This window comes from Synechococcus sp. KORDI-100, from assembly GCF_000737535.1.
Classification (GTDB): domain Bacteria; phylum Cyanobacteriota; class Cyanobacteriia; order PCC-6307; family Cyanobiaceae; genus Parasynechococcus.
In genome coordinates this window covers 1,698,220-1,714,359 of sequence record NZ_CP006269.1, presented here as the reverse complement: position 1 = coordinate 1,714,359, position 16,140 = coordinate 1,698,220, and the positions used below count along the sequence as shown (strand labels likewise).

26 protein-coding genes and 1 tRNA gene are annotated in these 16,140 nt (G+C 56.2%); 14 read left to right on the top strand and 13 right to left on the bottom strand.

Features of this window, described 5'->3' with window-relative positions; genetic code table 11:
• Positions 1–106: 106 nt before the first annotated feature.
• On the bottom strand, positions 107–259 hold the full coding sequence (locus KR100_RS16550) for a hypothetical protein (RefSeq protein WP_156097996.1): 153 nt from the start codon (positions 257–259) through the stop codon (positions 107–109).
• A 282-nt stretch (positions 260–541) separates the two neighbouring features.
• Between KR100_RS16550 and KR100_RS08610 the strand changes: the two genes are divergently transcribed.
• Positions 542–880 (top strand): hypothetical protein, encoded by a 339-nt coding sequence (locus KR100_RS08610; RefSeq protein ID WP_038544849.1) that lies wholly within the window; start codon positions 542–544, stop codon positions 878–880.
• Positions 881–1,134: 254 nt separating this feature from the next.
• Here the strand turns inward: KR100_RS08610 and KR100_RS08605 are convergent, their stop codons facing one another.
• Positions 1,135–1,950, bottom strand: a complete 816-nt coding sequence (locus KR100_RS08605; protein WP_038544846.1) for an SdiA-regulated domain-containing protein — start codon at positions 1,948–1,950, stop codon at positions 1,135–1,137.
• Positions 1,951–2,052: 102 nt separating this feature from the next.
• On the opposite strand from KR100_RS08605, the gene KR100_RS08600 reads away from it, so the two are divergent.
• A complete protein-coding gene (locus tag KR100_RS08600; protein ID WP_038544841.1) occupies positions 2,053–2,595 on the top strand; it encodes a TIGR00730 family Rossman fold protein in 543 nt (180 codons plus the stop codon).
• On the top strand, positions 2,595–3,305 hold the full coding sequence (locus KR100_RS08595) for an SDR family NAD(P)-dependent oxidoreductase (RefSeq protein WP_038548418.1): 711 nt from the start codon (positions 2,595–2,597) through the stop codon (positions 3,303–3,305). The genes KR100_RS08600 and KR100_RS08595 overlap by 1 nt, the downstream gene beginning before the upstream one ends.
• 145 nt (positions 3,306–3,450) lie before the next feature.
• Here the strand turns inward: KR100_RS08595 and KR100_RS08590 are convergent, their stop codons facing one another.
• Positions 3,451–4,152 (bottom strand): hypothetical protein, encoded by a 702-nt coding sequence (locus KR100_RS08590; RefSeq protein ID WP_204207665.1) that lies wholly within the window; start codon positions 4,150–4,152, stop codon positions 3,451–3,453.
• Positions 4,109–4,480, bottom strand: coding sequence for a hypothetical protein (locus tag KR100_RS08585; RefSeq protein WP_038544835.1), 372 nt, complete (start codon positions 4,478–4,480; stop codon positions 4,109–4,111). The genes KR100_RS08590 and KR100_RS08585 overlap by 44 nt, the downstream gene beginning before the upstream one ends.
• 37 nt (positions 4,481–4,517) lie before the next feature.
• Here KR100_RS08585 and KR100_RS08580 point away from each other — a divergent pair, with 37 nt between their 5' ends.
• Positions 4,518–4,805, top strand: coding sequence for a hypothetical protein (locus KR100_RS08580; RefSeq protein WP_038544833.1), 288 nt, complete (start codon positions 4,518–4,520; stop codon positions 4,803–4,805).
• A 272-nt stretch (positions 4,806–5,077) separates the two neighbouring features.
• Positions 5,078–5,581, top strand: coding sequence for an HIT family protein (locus KR100_RS08575; protein WP_051847642.1), 504 nt, complete (start codon positions 5,078–5,080; stop codon positions 5,579–5,581).
• On the opposite strand, the gene KR100_RS08570 is transcribed toward KR100_RS08575, so the two are convergent.
• Together KR100_RS08570 and KR100_RS08565 are read right to left on the bottom strand one after the other, a co-directional pair.
• On the bottom strand, positions 5,563–5,991 hold the full coding sequence (locus KR100_RS08570; RefSeq protein WP_038544829.1) for a hypothetical protein: 429 nt from the start codon (positions 5,989–5,991) through the stop codon (positions 5,563–5,565). The two genes, KR100_RS08575 and KR100_RS08570, sit on opposite strands and share 19 nt — an antisense overlap.
• 2 nt (positions 5,992–5,993) lie before the next feature.
• Positions 5,994–6,230: a hypothetical protein gene (locus tag KR100_RS08565; protein ID WP_038544827.1), complete on the bottom strand. Its 237-nt coding sequence runs from the start codon at positions 6,228–6,230 to the stop codon at positions 5,994–5,996.
• A 55-nt stretch (positions 6,231–6,285) separates the two neighbouring features.
• Here KR100_RS08565 and KR100_RS08560 point away from each other — a divergent pair, with 55 nt between their 5' ends.
• Both KR100_RS08560 and KR100_RS08555 read left to right on the top strand, forming a co-directional pair.
• The gene (locus KR100_RS08560; RefSeq protein ID WP_038544826.1) at positions 6,286–6,645 is read left to right on the top strand and encodes a hypothetical protein; all 360 of its coding nucleotides are present in this window, start codon (positions 6,286–6,288) and stop codon (positions 6,643–6,645) included.
• Between the two features lie 20 nt (positions 6,646–6,665).
• Positions 6,666–7,010, top strand: coding sequence for a hypothetical protein (locus tag KR100_RS08555; RefSeq protein WP_038544824.1), 345 nt, complete (start codon positions 6,666–6,668; stop codon positions 7,008–7,010).
• Positions 7,011–7,028: 18 nt separating this feature from the next.
• Here the strand turns inward: KR100_RS08555 and KR100_RS08550 are convergent, their stop codons facing one another.
• On the bottom strand, positions 7,029–7,238 hold the full coding sequence (locus tag KR100_RS08550) for a hypothetical protein (protein WP_038544822.1): 210 nt from the start codon (positions 7,236–7,238) through the stop codon (positions 7,029–7,031).
• Complete coding sequence (locus KR100_RS15885; RefSeq protein WP_156097992.1) at positions 7,235–7,405, bottom strand: hypothetical protein; 171 nt, start codon at positions 7,403–7,405, stop codon at positions 7,235–7,237. Before KR100_RS15885 ends, KR100_RS08550 begins: the two co-directional genes overlap by 4 nt.
• A gap of 94 nt (positions 7,406–7,499) precedes the next feature.
• Between KR100_RS15885 and KR100_RS16360 the strand changes: the two genes are divergently transcribed.
• Positions 7,500–7,640 carry a hypothetical protein gene (locus KR100_RS16360; protein ID WP_162176438.1) on the top strand — a complete coding sequence of 47 codons (141 nt, stop codon included), beginning with the start codon at positions 7,500–7,502 and terminating at the stop codon, positions 7,638–7,640.
• Positions 7,641–7,782: 142 nt separating this feature from the next.
• Positions 7,783–8,127 carry a hypothetical protein gene (locus tag KR100_RS15880; protein ID WP_156097991.1) on the top strand — a complete coding sequence of 115 codons (345 nt, stop codon included), beginning with the start codon at positions 7,783–7,785 and terminating at the stop codon, positions 8,125–8,127.
• 626 nt (positions 8,128–8,753) lie between these two features.
• Here the strand turns inward: KR100_RS15880 and KR100_RS08545 are convergent.
• Positions 8,754–9,113, bottom strand: a complete 360-nt coding sequence (locus KR100_RS08545; RefSeq protein WP_038544819.1) for a hypothetical protein — start codon at positions 9,111–9,113, stop codon at positions 8,754–8,756.
• Between the two features lie 406 nt (positions 9,114–9,519).
• Between KR100_RS08545 and KR100_RS15875 the strand changes: the two genes are divergently transcribed.
• Positions 9,520–9,729: a hypothetical protein gene (locus KR100_RS15875; protein ID WP_156097990.1), complete on the top strand. Its 210-nt coding sequence runs from the start codon at positions 9,520–9,522 to the stop codon at positions 9,727–9,729.
• A 12-nt stretch (positions 9,730–9,741) separates the two neighbouring features.
• On the opposite strand, the gene KR100_RS15870 is transcribed toward KR100_RS15875, so the two are convergent.
• From KR100_RS15870 to nrdJ, 3 genes are all read right to left on the bottom strand, one after another.
• Positions 9,742–9,879: a hypothetical protein gene (locus KR100_RS15870; RefSeq protein ID WP_156097989.1), complete on the bottom strand. Its 138-nt coding sequence runs from the start codon at positions 9,877–9,879 to the stop codon at positions 9,742–9,744.
• 46 nt (positions 9,880–9,925) lie between these two features.
• A tRNA-Ser gene (locus tag KR100_RS08540) sits at positions 9,926–10,012 on the bottom strand.
• Between the two features lie 57 nt (positions 10,013–10,069).
• On the bottom strand, positions 10,070–12,400 hold the full coding sequence (gene nrdJ, locus KR100_RS08535; RefSeq protein ID WP_038544817.1) for a ribonucleoside-triphosphate reductase, adenosylcobalamin-dependent: 2,331 nt from the start codon (positions 12,398–12,400) through the stop codon (positions 10,070–10,072).
• A 116-nt stretch (positions 12,401–12,516) separates the two neighbouring features.
• On the opposite strand from nrdJ, the gene KR100_RS08530 reads away from it, so the two are divergent.
• Together KR100_RS08530 and KR100_RS08525 are read left to right on the top strand one after the other, a co-directional pair.
• A complete protein-coding gene (locus KR100_RS08530) occupies positions 12,517–13,179 on the top strand; it encodes a trans-aconitate 2-methyltransferase (RefSeq protein WP_038544816.1) in 663 nt (220 codons plus the stop codon).
• 9 nt (positions 13,180–13,188) lie between these two features.
• A complete protein-coding gene (locus tag KR100_RS08525) occupies positions 13,189–14,835 on the top strand; it encodes a peptide chain release factor 3 (RefSeq protein WP_038544814.1) in 1,647 nt (548 codons plus the stop codon).
• Between the two features lie 44 nt (positions 14,836–14,879).
• Here the strand turns inward: KR100_RS08525 and KR100_RS16545 are convergent, their stop codons facing one another.
• Positions 14,880–15,044: a hypothetical protein gene (locus tag KR100_RS16545; protein ID WP_204207663.1), complete on the bottom strand. Its 165-nt coding sequence runs from the start codon at positions 15,042–15,044 to the stop codon at positions 14,880–14,882.
• Positions 15,045–15,165: 121 nt separating this feature from the next.
• On the opposite strand from KR100_RS16545, the gene KR100_RS08520 reads away from it, so the two are divergent.
• Both KR100_RS08520 and KR100_RS08515 read left to right on the top strand, forming a co-directional pair.
• Positions 15,166–15,399 (top strand): hypothetical protein, encoded by a 234-nt coding sequence (locus KR100_RS08520; protein ID WP_038548412.1) that lies wholly within the window; start codon positions 15,166–15,168, stop codon positions 15,397–15,399.
• A 43-nt stretch (positions 15,400–15,442) separates the two neighbouring features.
• Complete coding sequence (locus KR100_RS08515) at positions 15,443–16,135, top strand: CPP1-like family protein (protein ID WP_038544811.1); 693 nt, start codon at positions 15,443–15,445, stop codon at positions 16,133–16,135.
• Positions 16,136–16,140: the final 5 nt, after the last annotated feature.

The window sequence follows — 16,140 nt, the reverse complement described above, 5'->3', positions numbered from 1 at the left end:
GCGGCATCAGCGATCGACGGGATAGAGGAGATGGATCAGGGATTCGATGACAGCCAATTGGTTCAGCATGGCATCGAGATTGTCGTTGAATGTCCTGGGGCTTGATTTACAGGTTGCCGATATCCACCCCGCCAATTGTTTTGCAGTTGGTTCTTAAATCCTGCCAGGCTCTGTTAACGATTGCTTCTGGCAGAACTGCTTTGATCTCCTTAAAGACTTTTTTGGAATCTTTATGGAATTTTACCTTGTCGATTCCCACCTTCTCTCAGCAGGCGAGTTCGGTTGCATCGACGTCTCGGCCCAGTAAAAACATGTTGTATTCCCGCTTGTTAATCAGATTTGCATGCGCCTGCATTTGAATCAGGAGTAGAAGCGCACTCAGCGAGAAAGGTTTCATTTGCGGATGGCGATCTTAACGTAATTTTTAATTGTGGTTTTTTTCTGATCGGAAAGCGACGCCAAAGCAGTTGTTTTCGATGTTTCAAGCCGATGGCATGGCTTAAGATCGATTGTCCCAAGAGGTTTGTCAGGACTGATCCCCGTGAAAATTTTCGTTCTGCTTGTTTCTCTTTGCCTTGTTGCCCCTGCAGCGTCCGCGCAAGATGTTTACCAGGAATTCATGGATACTTTGAAAGAGCAGAATCAAAAGGGCTGTGATACGTCCTACGACGGCGGCTACGTGTCCCTGTATCAAGCTTTAACCTTGCTGTGCGATTTGAGAAAGGACATTGCAATTACTTCGGATCATTTCAACCAATACGCGAGTGACGTCATTAAAGTATTGGCTTCGAGTGATGCATCAAACATTCAGGCAGCCCTGAAGTATGCAGAAGAGACTTGCGGAAAAAAGAATGTCAATTTGCCCTTGGCTGATCGGTAACAGCCCGTGCGACGGCAGTCAAGCTGCGCGACTCAGCGCAGAATGGTTGATGCAGACAGTCCCCTCTGTTGAGTGGTGAGCGTACGACCGACGTCGATCAACGATGGCCTGTATCAAACATCGCTAAAGGCGTCTACCAGTGATTGATTCCAAGGGGTAATGAATTGTTCATTGACCACTGTGTTTTTGCTTTGACGACACTGTCATGATTCCGCTTGGTCTGACTTTTTTAGTCAGGTTCTCAAGTCCACGGATTATTTCTTTTCTTGAATTTCGTAGGTGTAAAGGTGTCCGTCTCGTTCACCCACCACGTACAAACGTTTCCTTTCTGGATCGATCGCCACCCCTTCTGATTTGCGAACGCGTTTCTGCTTTCCATCGTTGTTGATGGTTAACTCCAGCCTCTGCAGGACGCGATCATTGTTCCAGTCGTAATGGAACAGACACTGACCTTTGTCGCTGGTGATCCAGATCGTGTCCCGGCTGCTGTCATAGCTGAGGCCCGAGAAATCAAGCTTCTCAGGCTCAACTTTGGGATGTTTGAAACCATTCTCTGTCGATAGCAGGCGTGAGTTCAGGATTTTGTCCTGGTCTGCTGAAACCTCGATCAGGACTCCGGGTTTGCCTTCCTTCACCACAAACACATGATTGTTGCGTGTATTCACCGTGATGCCTTCCAGTCCCTTGTTGTCTGGTAATTCGGGAAAGTAATGGCGAATACTGTCGTAGTTCTGCATGCCTGCCAGTGGCCGTCTGCTCAGCTCACGGCGGCTGTCCAGATCCACGGTGACGATGGAATTGGTTTCCTCCTGAACCATCAGCACCTTGTTGCCGTCTGCGGATAGGGCGATGCCTTCGAGATCATCAACACCAACGAAGAAGGAACCGCTGATGCTCAAGCGACCCTTCAGATCAAGTTTGAAGACCGCTTTGGTGTCGTCGCTGACGGTGTAAAGGGCTGAGCCGTCGGCATTGAGCGTGAGTCCTGAGGGCTCATTGAGGCCGGCTGCTTCGTCCAGAATCCTGTGCTCATCGATCAGCTTCAGAATGAGTTCTGCGCTGTCAGTCATGCCGTGGTTCAGGTTGGAGCTCCACTGCAGTCCTACCGAGGGATCGTTGAGCGCGGAGCCTCAACGATCCTGAAGGAGGATCGTCACTCACGGGTTTGAGTTGTGCGTCATCTCTGCATCTATTGCGGCTCGCGGAGTGGCAATGACACTTGTTTTCAACGTGCGGCTGAAGCGATGGCGGTGGCGATGCTCCGCCTCGACGTTGGCTTGATCTACGGCGGCGCAAAGATCGGCTTGATGGGTGTTGTTGCCGATGCAGTGCTTGCAGGCGGCGGGGAAGTGATCGGCGTGATTCCAGAGTCTCTGAGACAGGATGAGGTAGCCCATCAGGGCCTGACATCACTGGAGGTCGTGCCATCGATGCATCAGCGCAAAGCACGGATGATTGAGCTTGCGGACGCCATGGTTGCCCTGCCCGGTGGATTGGGAACTCTGGAGGAAATGTTTGAAGCGCTCAGTTGGGCGCAGCTTCGTTTGCACAGCAAAGCCTGTGGTCTGCTGAATGTGCAGGGTTACTTCGATTCCCTGGTGAGCTTTCTCGACAATGCCGTGGAGCACGGGTTCATGACCAGCGAGCATCGAGATCTGGCCGTGGTCGATGAGGATCCCGATCGCTTGCTTTCCGCGCTGCTGAGGTTGCCTTGATCAAACGCACCGTGATGATCAGCGGCGCCAGCCGCGGCATCGGCTGCGCGATTGCCGAACGACTGCTGAACGATGGCCACAACATCAGCCTCGGTGTACGGGATCCGGACCGATTGCGGCATGACCGCCCGGATCTTGTTGATGTCGGGGAAGACAGGGTGCTTGTGCATCCCTACCACGCCTGCGATCCAGCGTCAGCTGAGGATTGGGTGGCCGCCACAACGCACTGGCGTGATGAGCTCACGGCCCTGGTTCATTGCGCGGGCATTCTGCGTCGCACGGGCTTGCTGTTTTCAGATGGCGAGGAGGCCGATCTCGATGATCTTTGGCGGGTGAATGTGATGGGACCCTGGTGGTTGACGCGGGCGGCCTGGTCATCGCTGAGTGCCAGTGGTGAGGGGAGGATTCAGGTGCTGGTTTCGATGAGCGGCAAGCGCTCCAAGGGGCGGATGGCCGGCTACCCAGTCAGCAAGTTCGCCTTGATGGCGCTGTGCCAAACGATGCGCAACGAAGGCTGGGATGCAGGGATTCGGGTGACAGCGTTTTGCCCCAGTTGGGTCAACACGGAGATGGCCACCTCCATCAGCCGGGTGGCCCCTGAGGCGATGACGCAGCCTCAGGACCTTGCTTCTCTTTCCAGCACGCTTTTGCAGTTACCAAATGCTGCAGTTCCCTTCGAGTTGATGATCAACTGCAGCCTGGAAACCTGATTCCAGGGTTCATCGAGTTACATCGTTAAAGGATTCAGGGATGTTGCTCATCGTTTCGAACATAAGTAACCACGACACATCGTCGATCAAGGTCTCTGATTGACAGATGCAAGACAGGGTCTTTGATTGTTGGAATTGGCAATCATTATGTTCTAGTTTTGAATGTTGAGCCGCAGATCAGATTGAAAATCCTTGTCATTCTGTTGTCTCCAAGGCGCCCGAATTCTTCCCAATCGGCCTCTGGATGCTGCCATTCCTCGGATCCGAACATCTCCTTCTGGAGCCATTTCCCTGAGCGTGAGTAGTAATACTGATTTGAATAATCCTGACCATGCCTCTCAACAACATACATCCCCTTGTTGCAATCGACCCAGTTGCCTTTTCCCAGGTCGTTTCTGGTCAGTGCGTAATGATTTGGGTCGGCGTACGTGTCCCACTGCAGGAAAGCCAGATCAAAATCCCATCTGGATCCAGTTGTGTTCCTGATGCTGTCTTTGTTGATCAGAGTCATTTCATATTGTTTGGTTTGAATTGGACTTTGATATTTGTTGACGATGATCCAGTTCTCTGAGTTGTATTGATCGGGCAGGGGCGTATGGCTGCCTGTGGGTTGCGCCTTGCTGGGGGTGCTGTTCACGTAAATAAGGCTCATCAGTATTAGAAATAGCCCTTTGATTGTAATGAGCCGATGATTCGTTCCTTCCATCATGCTTTGGCTGATGTTGGCTGTTGCATGCTGATTGCTTCCTGTCTTGGGATCGCGTTCTGCCCAGCCAGTGGCATTTTGTATTGAACGCTGTGATTCAAAGCTCGTCCTGATCGAAGGGTCCGTCCAGGCCCGGATCATCGTCATTGCGCGTCTGTGATGCCAGAGAGGATCTCCAGGACGCCCCTCCCGTGCGCTGACTCCGGAGATGGCGTGCACGGCGCAGCCAGGCCGCCACTGTTTGATCGCGATCGGCGCAGATCTGCAGGTTGATGATCTCCGGCAAACTCACGCCATAACCAGCAGCAAGCCGACGCAGGGCGGCTTTCAGTCGCAGTCGGGTCTGGGTGCTGAGCAACGGGCTGATGACCTCTGAATCTCTGGTAGTGCTTTCAGCGTCACCTCGCCACCGGCTGGCGGACTTTTTTGCAGGTTGCATTCCCAGCGCCGTGTCGGCACGGTTTCGCATCTTTCGCTACCAAAAGGGGAATGTCAGGATCGTGTCCATGTGTTTTTTGGCTGCCCTCGGACTGCTGGCACCGCGCTTGATTCTGGTGCTGATGTGGTTGTTCAACAGCAGTTTTGTTCTGCAGCCCTTTGCGGGGATGGCTGTTCCTAACCCTGTGATCCCCGTTCTGGGTTTGATCCTGCTTCCGACAACAACGCTTGGTTATTGCTGGGCGTCCTCATCGTTTGGGGGGGTCTCCAATTTCAGCGGAATCCTGGTTGTGGCGATCGGCGTGATCATCGATCTGGGATTGATCGGAAACGGGCGCGGTCTTGCCAAACGCTGATCGTCATGGCCATTCGTCACTTTCGATCGCGGTGATCTCCATACCCTTTCGAGGAGGGTGAGCATCAGCGCAATCCAGAGCACAAGGGCCACGGCGAAGCTGCCGTGCACGATCCAGTCCGGCAGGAGGAGGCGTAAGCCCCAGCTGAGTTGCCGGACAATCCCCGACATCAGCACCGGAATCACGGTGCCAAACCAGCCGATGCAGACACTGATCAGGAAGCGCCACATGATGCAGGAAATTGTCGGCGAGCCAATCGTTGTGTCCTGTTCATGATGCCTGGGATCAGAGATACTGCCTCGCCATCAGAGGCTGGGGGCGCTCAATGTCCCATCTGTCGAATTCATTCCGATGACGGCCTGATCGAGCGCTATGAGATTCAGCGCGACGCTCTCTGGGTCCTGCGTCACCATGCCGATCCAGCGCCGTTGCCCGGCTGGTTGCTCCTCGACAGTGTTCGGCGCGTTTCGGGCCCGATTGATTTCAACGACGAGGAGTCCGCTGACTGGGGGCGAGCTGTTCGCCACGCCAGTGCGCTTGTGACGACGCTCACCGGATGTGATCGGGTCTATGCGATGGCCTTCGGTGAAGGTGCCCAGCACTTGCACCTGCATCTGATTCCCCGATTCATCCAGGATGCGAGAACATCCGCATGGTCCGTTGCCGATCACTATCGGGCTGTTGAACAGGGTGTATGTGCTGCTGCCTCGCCTGAATCTGTCCAGCTTCTGGTGAAGCAGGCCCGGCAGATCCAGGCTCAGTGGTCGTCCGGTTGATGGCTGAAACGTTGGTTGTGCCTTTTTTTTCGGAACGTCAGTGATTTGAGATCACCAATCGGCCAGCCCAGATGATTCAGATGCCGAATCAGGCTGGAATCAGCTGCAAAACAGTGACTGTTGTATGTGGGTTTGAGGCCGATCTCCTGCAGGGTCATCAGCAGAAGTCGTTCCTCGCGGCGAGTTCCCCTGCGCGCTTCGACCAGAACAAAGTCGCGTTGCTGAATGTCCTTGCGTGTTGACGAAAACGCTTCTGAGTAGCCGATCAGGATGGTCTCGTCGATCCTGCGCAGGAAGGTGAAGACCATCGCCTCCGGCTTGATTTCAAGATCCTGAAACCGCTCCGTCAACGCGATCACCGCGTCCATCGTCGGTGCTTGCAGCGCTTTCTCGATCTGATCAAACAGCATGGTCACAGGCCTCCGATCGCAAGACGGTCATCACAAGCCGCTTCGTAGTTGCGAACCGCAGCTGCTGGGATGGAGCCGTTGCTTTTCATTTGTCGAACGGACAGTTCCACGCACTGCAGAACAACGCTGGTGAGCTCACGCCCCTCGCAAACCGCCCAGCTGCGCAGCAAGACATGCAGGCTTGGTGGCACGGAGACCGTGAGCTTCACCTGGTTTTCACGGGTGGTGGCCTTGATCACGGGTGTGATCGTACGAGTTACTTCAGAGTATCTTGCAAGTTGCTTGTGAGCAACCTTGGGGTTACTTCACGGTGATTCCAGCTGGTTGGCGATCGTTGATGGAGTTTGCATGGGCGACCAGGAGATGCATCCGCTCTCTCGTTCGGCGTCTGTTTTGGCATCCCTGGTTCGTTCTCTTCACAATGGGGTTTTGGAATCGGTGGGCATGCGCTGCCTGGCTGTCGCTGCACTGTGCATCCCTCTCACCAGTGGACCTGTTCGTGCCGTCGTCGATGACGCCTGGGATTGGTACTCGGCCATGAGTCCTTATGAGCAGTGCATCGACTACCTGGCCGGTGATCCGGACATCGAGCAGGTCCTCGCTAAGGATCTGTCGTATTGCCATGGTCTCTGGGGATCTCCCGAATCAAAATGAGCGTCCCGTGTCGACAGACGATGGTCCGGCTGATCCCTTCATGGGCCGGGGTTGCTCTGATGGCGTTCATCAGCCTGACGCCCTGCTCGGTTCTGGCTCAGACGATTGAATACAACCAGCACGGCACGTTGATCACCTACCCCAACGGCGATGTCATCTCCGTGGGTCGATCAGGCGATGCCCGCATGGATTTTCCGCGTGGGCGGTCCGAATACGGCACCTGGAAATGGGTGAATGGGGTGCTCACCGTGTTCCTTTCCAACCGCACCATCAGCCTTCCGATGCTGACCCGACGCTCCGCTGAGAAGGTTTCGGGCTACTGCATTCTTCGGGGCAAGGTCGTCCCGGATCGATACTGCTACTGAGGCTCCAAACCCCAACCATCACAGAAGATCCAGGGCCTTCATCACCGCGACACGGATTCCCCCCAGCTTCGACCAGGCCTCAACGGCTTCTTGCTGGGATCGGTACGGACGCCAGTCATTCTCAGCGATTCGGCGTTGAAACTGTGCTGCCACGCGTTGAGCAACGGCCCGATCGCTCGGGGCAGACAAAGGCACCACACGTCCATTGAGCTGAAAGTTCTGCGTCATGGCTTGGCCTTGTCGTTGTTGTTCTGTTGTTGCTTCCACCGTTCGAACAGGACAGCGACGCCGATGGAGATGGAGATCGCCATGCTGGCTCCGATGGCCACAATCCCGAGTTCGAGTGGAATAGCTCCCAGCAGCGGGGTGGCTCCCATGGCCGGTCTTGATGACATCCCTTCCATGATGGTGTGCTGCAGCTGATCTGGAGTTCCAATCGCTTGCCGACTGAGCTGCTGGCTCTTAAACCAGAGAAGTACTTGAGGAGCCGTGATGATTGGTTTGGTCAGGTTCTACTGCTATCGCTCCGAGGAGTTTCTGCTGGTTGATGCTGTTGAAGATGAAGCTGAGGATCAATCGAACGAGCTGACCCAGGAAGGTTGGGATATTGAAGCAACCATTCCGATCTGAGCTGGTCGATGCTCACGGCTGGTCATGCTGCAATCAACCTGGCGTTGATGGTGGCTTCGTTGTTCGCGATCAGTCTGCTCAGATATCGCCTTTTGAACACTGACTAGAGCTTGTGGTGAAATCTCTATTTGCGGCTTAGATCGTGTCGATTGCCACGGCATCCCCGGCGGTTGCCCAGAGTGCCTGGGTTGAGGTCGGTCGTTATCAAAATGTTCGAGACACGCGATACAGCACCACGTTCTTGGCGCGTTTGATGAGCTCGGAATGGGATCCTTTGCGTGAAAGCAAAGTGGTGATTTTCCAGATCAATCTTCAAGGGAAAGATGTTGGTGTGATGGAGTTTGATGCGCTGTGCCGTACTGGATATTTCACATGGGAGCGCCAGATTATGGTGCCAACGTCTGGTGCTCGTTACCTCTCAACTGGAGCAGAATCATTTTTTAAAAAGACAAAAAAGGGTGCTCGCGATATATTCTGCGCCCGTTAACTGCTTGTTCTGAAGACTTCTTTGTCATCGTTCGGTTGATCTGTTCTGGTTCTGCCAGCACCGCAACCATCAAGACCAACGTCTGTTGTTCTGGTGCCTGAGCTAATTGGAAGGCATCCGTTCATTGCTTCGGAAGGTGTGATTGAACAGACGAGATAAGTCATCCATCGACGCGATCAATGGTGCTGGTCCGGTCTGCGATGGCTGTCATCACTCGATGGTTCGATCCTCGATGAGTTCAAGGGAAAAACCCTCCTGGCTAACCCTTGTCAATTCCTTCCAAAACCATCACGTGATGTGTGTCACACAAAGAGCAATCCTTGTGGTGGTCTTAGGGCGTCCTTATTCGGACGGCAGTGTGGGGTCCATCAGCTGGATGGCAGTGCCGAGCACAGACAATCACCGAAGAATTTTAGATCTGATCAGTCGAATGAATGACAAAAACCATTGCTTGCAGCCGTTAAAAATCGTTGGAGAAAGCTGACGCTGGCAAGTCGTGTCTGTAATCAGTTTAATATAAATCATCGTCGACCAGCGCAATCAGACTGCCCTCCCTATCCCTCGCGAATTTTGTATAACTTGCAGCTGGCTCCTCATTCAGCATTGGGCTTCCCGACATATCGGTTTTACCACGTCGTCTCAAACAGCTTCGAGTAGAGTTGAAATGTGAAATCGTTGTCGAGTCCGGCGATTGCCAAAGAAGTTACTCCTAGTTTCTGATTGCATTCAATTTGGATTGTTGTGTATTCATTTTTGTGAGCTCCATAAATGAAAGCAATGCGATTATCTTGTTTGTATTCGATTTGAATATCTTCGATCTCATTATTCTTGAGAACTGCCTCTGCTCCTTTCAGGCATTGTTCGTTAGTGCCGCTATACGCAAAAGTATTAGAGTAGATAAATGGCTTTGCGTTTGCTGATGTAATATGTAACAACGGACTGCCGGCAATAACAGCTATTGCAGCGATTGAAGTAAAGAATTTCATTTATAGGTTGTGAGTGTGAGGGTTATCCCCTTGGGTATAACAACTTTAGTCGTTCTGCCTTCAGATCACATCACCCGTTCGGGTGGTCTTGTTCGCTGCTCGTTCCCCCGCAGGAACGAACAGCTCACCGCCAGGTACCAAGCAATCTGCCTGTCTTTCTCCTCTTCATTCAAAAAAGGGGCAAGCCAGTTCAGGAACAGCTACTACACAGCTGGCTTACAAATCCTCTACTCCGACACGTAGCCAACGCTTAAAGGTGTCATGGATCAGCTGTGAATACCTGAAGTGTTCCCCGCTGTTCCAAAGTAATAAAAAACCCAAGCGAGGAGTCCAGGGCGCTTGGGTTCAGTTGTATGTGCCCTTTGCAGCGCCAGTTAAGAGCCCTTCGTCAGTTTTGTTCTGAGGCTTGGCTGAGAGTTTCGCTGCCCCTGAGCCCAGCAGCCTCTGCCGCAATGTCGGCCTGATCGATCCAGCGGTGGTAGGTCCGATGGTGAACGGCAGTCGTGGCCCATGCACTTGGCCGCTAGCGATGCGTCGATGCGTCCTGCTGCAACGGCTTCGGCGAAAGGACCGCGAAGGAAGAGACGACCCATGGTCACCTCGATCGGATCATTGATTCGACGTCTCTTCAGCCCTTCATCAACGGCACCTCATCAACGGCATTGAGCGCTTTACGGTTTGCAGAATCGTTGCCGATTGTCTTGCGGGAACGTCGCTGAAATTTCGCGAATTCCGCGAGAGGCGCAACAGCGGGCAGGGTGGCCATGCACTAAAAAAGCCCAGTCAGGGACTGAGCTTCTCTGTGATTAGAGCGGAGAGGGTCGGATTCGAACCGACGGTGGGCTTGCACCCACGCTGGTTTTCAAGACCAGAGCCATAAACCACTCGACCACCTCTCCAGGGAGGTCAGCACGAGCCGTGCAGGTGCTGACGGGAGTTTAGGTCAACCGGATGTCTCAGCCCTTGGGCTGGGACAGAGGTAACAGGCACTTGTCGGAATCACAGCCAGCAGGGCCGGCTTCCTTGAGTTCGCCCTGGTCGTACCGCTGCAGCGCTTCAAAGAAATCACTGCTGACGCGCCTCTGGATGACCTGCGATTGCAGCTGTTCATAGGTCTCCGCATCGATGGGCTCGAACGGCAGGCGAGGGAACGTGGCATTGGCGTCGAAGCGAGCCAGCAGCGCCGCCGAGATGTATCCCTCGCCCTGCTCCATCGCCTGATGAAGGGCATCGGCGAGGGGCTCGATCTCGAGCTCGCGGAATTCGATCGTGGCAGAGGTGTTGTGCGCCGTGTAATGGCGCTGAACCTGCATGTAGAAATCGAACTGGGCCATTGCTGAAAAGCCGTTGATGTCCACGGCGTCAGCACCCGGCAGGTTGGCCCAGCTCACTTCAGTGGGGATTTCCACCAGCCATTCGGTGCAACGGGGATCAAAGGGATCGTCGAGCAGTCGACCCTGTTCGTCCTTGTCCGATTGCGATGGAACGATCGTGTAGCCGTAGTCCATGCAGGCCATGGCGACCGGATCGTTCTTGCGGAACGTGATGCGGCGGATGAATCGCTGGGCCTTGGGGGGATGCCAGCCAGGCGCAGCTCCTGTGAGCAGACTCTTGGTTCCGGCGGGTTGCACGGTGGTGCAACGGTTGGGACGACGCAGACCATGGCGATCGCAGTAGTCCCACACCGTGTCGTTCACCACCTGTTTCCAGCGGCTGAGATACCTGGCTTCTTCAGCTTTGAAGGCGCGTCCAGCTTCGGTGTCGGGGCGTCCGGCCTCCCACCAGCGCAGCCAGTCACTGCCGAAGGCATGCACAAAGAAGTCGAACAGGCCGGTGAAGCTGACGCCCACGATCGGGTCCCAGGCACGGCTTTGGCGGTAGCGCTCCACTTCAAAGCGGTGGTTGAGCAGGCAGGCCACTGACAGAGCTGCCGCCCGGAAGGCATCGGCCTGACCCTCTTCATCACTGGGGTCGATCTGATTGAGATGGATCTCCGCCAGGTTGCAGTGGAAATCCGCTCCCAGAATCTCTCCACAGGGGTTGAGGCCGTAGCGACTCAGCCTGTGATCCAGCTCGGGATCAGAGATCGGGCCGTGGTTCAGCCGCAACCACCTGCCCGCTTCCTCGCGACCCTGATCGCAGTAGATCTCAATGAATTCCGCACGCAGTTCCGGTGTGCTGAGCAGGTCGGCATTCGATCGCGCAATCGCCTCGGGTGCGAACTGAATGGCTCCCTCACCGGAGTGGAACTGCTTGGTGACCGCTGCCAGCACCACCTCTTTGCTGGGGCGCGTGTGATACACCCTGGTGTGATTGGCCATGCGCAGGGCATCACGCTCGGGATCGATGCGCCAGTTGCCCTGATCGTCCTGCTGCCAGAGGTTGTCCTTGGATGAAGCCGCTGCTGCGTCGTCGGCAGCGAACTGGCGCATGCCTGCACTGCGGCGGATGTTGCCGGCCACGATGGTGACGGCTGCCTCATCGATCAGCAGGCAGCATTCCACCGATGTGAGTCGGCGGCCAACCGCTTTGTTCAACAGGCGAGCAATGCGGTGATAGAGGTCCTTGAGCTTCACCGGATTGGCCATGCCGCCGAAGCCCTTGAGGGTTTCGCCGACCGGACGCACATCGGACAAGTCCACGTTGATGTCGACCTGGCCTGACTCGAAGCGTGGATCACTGCTGAGCTCCAGCAGCAGCTGATAGCTGTCCACCCAACCGCGACGGGTGTCTCCCACCTTGATGCTGACCTTGTTGCCCTCGATCCTGTGGGTGCAGGCGTCCTGACGTTCGCCGGCTGGGGTGATGCCGATGTCGCTGACGGACAGCACGGTGAGGGTGTTGCGCACCTCCGGTAGCCGTTCGATCAGGTGCGGCTCGATGATCGCGCCGGTGCCGCAACCCATCATCGCCAGGTCCATCATCAGACCGAAGGCATCCCAATCCACAAGATTGGTTGAGGTGCAGTTGTAGGCACCTGAAAAATTCTGTTGTTCCTCGATCCAGGGTGTTCCGCCGATCCAGAGCCAACGTCCGGAGGGCAGCGCTTTCTTTTCGGCCTGCATCCGGGCAAGCAGCGCCACTTCGTCGTCGTTGAGGTCGCCCAGCTTGCGCAGACCGCTAAGGTTGCGATCTCCCACCTGGGACCAGCTTTCGCGACCGCCGGGTGTGCGACGGCTGTAGGTGCGATAGAAGACAGGGTTGGCGGCGGGGGCGGTGGCTGGAAAGTCGCTGAAGCAGGCGCTTTCGCCTGCGGCGACCTCGGCGCGGCTCGGTGTCAGGGTCACGTGCAGCGTTGCACAGGGAGTCCCCGAACCCTAACGCCACTGATGGGGGCAGCAAGGGTTCTTCACCACCATCTGCAGTGGACCGATCATGCTGGAGTGCCAAACGGCAGTATTCGATGCAGCGCCAGCCAGAGCCGGAGCTGATGGAGGGGGCGCAGCAGGTTCAGGTGTACGCCGATGCCGACTTCGGCGCTGGCGATGCCCACACCCTGAGCCTGCTCAACGGCTTGCTCGAGCGAACAGGTGCACTGCCGCCGACGCCAAGCCTGGTGGACCTTGGCTGTGGTCCAGGCAACATCACCCTGCGGCTGGCACAGGCGTTTCCGGAGGCTCGAGTGATTGGGGTGGATGGTTCCGCAGCCATGCTGGCCATCGCCAGACGTCGGGCCAGCGAGCTTGATCTGAACGTTGAATTCCGATGCTGTGACCTGCGCTGCCTCAACGATCTGGGCGCTGATCTGGTGACGAGCAACAGCCTTCTGCACCATCTGCATCAACCGGATCTGCTGTGGCGGACAACCATTGCGATTGCAGCTCCGGGGTGTCGGGTCTTGCATCGGGATCTGCGCCGACCAGCCAGCATCGAAGCCCTCGATCAGCTCCAGCAACGCCATCTAGGCGAGGCTCCAGCCCTGCTTGTTCGTGATTTCAGGGCCTCGTTAGTGGCAGCATTTGAAATCCAGGAGGTGAACGATCAGCTGCTTGAGGCCGGACTGGGAAGCTGGAGCGTTGAACCGGAGGATGACCGTTATCTGGTGGTGTCAGGCTTGGTGAACTGAGAGCGAGCGATGAGCGGAACGACTGCAGCGACGGATCATGAACTCGCCGAAGAACTGGCCTCGGCCGTGGACCGGCGTCGCAATTTTGCAATCATCTCCCACCCGGATGCGGGAAAAACAACGCTCACTGAAAAGCTTCTGCTCTACGGCGGTGCGATTCAGCAGGCGGGGGCTGTGAAGGCGAGGGGTGAGCAGCGCAAGGTGACCTCCGACTGGATGGAACTGGAGAAACAGAGGGGGATCTCGATCACCTCCACCGTGCTGCAGTTCGATTACGACACCACAACCATCAATCTTCTCGACACTCCTGGCCACCAGGATTTCTCTGAAGACACCTACAGGACCCTGGCGGCCGCGGACAACGCCGTGATGTTGGAAGACGCCGCCAAGGGGCTTGAGCCTCAGACCCGCAAGCTCTTCGAGGTCTGTCGCATGCGAAAGATCCCGATCTTCACCTTCATCAACAAGATGGACCGGCCAGGCCGGGAACCCCTCACGCTGCTCGATGAAATCGAGGCCGAGCTCGGGCTCACCCCCTGGGCGGTGAACTGGCCGATCGGCAGTGGCGAGCAGTTCCGCGGTGTGATCGATCGGCGCAGCCGTGAGGTGGTCCTGTTCAGTCGGGCGGAACGGGGCAAGCAGGCCAGTGAGCAGCGGTTGTCCATCGATGATCCCCTGTTGCGACAGCAGGTGGAGGAGGAGCTGCTCGATCTCGCCGTTGAAGAGATGGAGCTCCTCGACGTTGCCGGTGCAGAGCTGGATATCGAGGCGGTTCACGCCGGAGAGCTGACGCCGGTGTTCTTCGGCTCGGCCATGACCAACTTCGGCGTGCGCCCGTTCCTGGATGCCTTTCTGGAGATGGCGCAACGACCGATTGCCCGCTCCAGCAGTGATGGGATGGTGGATCCCCTGCGAGCCGGCTTCAGCGGTTTCGTCTTCAAGCTGCAGGCCAACATGGACCCCCGACATCGCGATCGCGTTGCCTTCGTGCGGGTCTGCAGTGGGCGGTTTGAAAAAGACATGACCGTCAAACACGCGCGCACGGGTAAAGCCATCCGCCTTTCACGTCCTCAGAAGTTGTTCGGACAGGATCGGGCCGTTGTGGACGATGCCTACCCGGGTGATGTGATCGGCCTGAACAACCCTGGAATGTTTGCCATCGGCGACACTTTGTATGTAGGCGCGAAAGTTGAATTCGAGGGAATCCCCTGTTTCAGTCCGGAGATCTTCAGCTGGTTGAGAAATCCCAATCCCTCCGCGTTCAAGAATTTCCGCAAGGGGGTCAATGAACTCCGGGAAGAGGGGGCAGTGCAGATCCTTTACGACACCGACGAAAGCAAACGCGATCCAATCCTTGCCGCTGTTGGACAACTGCAACTGGAGGTGGTTCAGCATCGACTCGAGAATGAATATGGCGTCGAGTCGCGGCTTGAACCGCTTGGGTTCCAGGTTGCTCGTTGGGTGACCGGTGGCTGGTCAGCGCTGGAGCAGGTCGGCAGAATTTTCAACTGCAAAACCGTTCGTGATGCCTGGAACCGGCCGGTACTTCTGTTCAAGAACGAATGGAATCTCAATCAGCTCAGAAACGATCATCCCGATCTTGAGCTCAGCAATGTGGCTCCGGTGGTGAGTGGGGTGGAGCCCATCAACCTCTGACTGCCCGTCGTCTCAGACAGCCCGTCGTCTCAGACACCCCGAAGTCACTGATGGGACGTGGTGAAGTGAATGGCCTGAGGACTTCCCCACAGCTGTTGGCGGACTTCCTCGGCGCGCTTGATGCAGCGCTGCGCCTCCGAGCGTGAAACGCAAAGACGCGCCTGGTCTTCGATCTCGATCAGCTCAAGCAGCTGTTGGAGAGTCTTCATTGTTTGTCGACCGATAACCCAGCCTTAACCCTGGCTTAAACCTCGTCAAGTTTGTGTTTGCGCTGTATTGCGCTGTTTCAGCCACGCCGGCGCTGTGAACTCGTCAAACTGGAATGAAGAAATGATTCGACTGTTGGACACGCTCTGGCTACTTCGCACGGGTGCGGATGGCGGCACGGAGTACGTCTGTTTCCGCGGCAATGCCGACCCGATTGAAATGATCGAGGCCTACCACCTGCCTCCTCAGATGCCTCTATTGAAAAAACGACGCTGGCTGAACCAGTCCGAGGCGCTCAATTGCCGTCGTCGCCTTGAGGCGTCTGAGGGCTTCCGTCACGGAACTCCCCTCTTCTGAGCAAGGGTCGATACGCTCTAGTGATGTTTGTGGATGAGCCGCGATGGCTGCGGTGAGCGACCCTGGCTCAAATCCGAATGCAGGCGACCCCTACGGACGCCTGGGATTATCCGCTGGAGCCAGTTTCGAGGCTGTTCAGAGCGCCCGCCAGCGTTGTCTAAATGAGGCGGGAGATGATCCTCAGGAGAGGGCCCGTGTCGAGGCTGCTTACGACGCAGTACTCATGGCAAGGCTCCGTGACCGACAGGATGGTCAGGTCAGTCAGGCAGCCGTCAACGCTTCGGCAAGGGAACAGGTGAAAGGTGTGGAATCTCCTGCGGCTTCATTGCCGGGCGTCGGTGTGTTGCAACGGTTCCGTTCCAACCTCCCGGATCCGTCCCAGTCCCTGAGCGGATTGGCGCCCCAGTGGAGTCTCGTTGAGGGACAGGGCCTCATCGTTCGCCTGGTTGCCGGCTCGCTGGCGCTCCTGTTTCTGTTGTTCAGTCCCAGCAGCAGCCAGTTGGTCCTCTCCCTTGCTGTGATTGGAAGCTTCCTCAGTCACGTTCGTCGAGGTCGTCGAGCGTTGCCGGCCCTGGGCTGGGCGTTGATGACACTCCTGGCCGGTCTGTTACTTGGAACGTTGCTCACGGCATTGTTGCCAGCCGACGTGGGCCTTCCGTTGGCCGTTCAGCAGGATCAGCTCCAGGCCCTACCGGCTGTCCTACTGCTCTGGTTGGGCGCCCTCTTCCTCGCCTAGTGCAT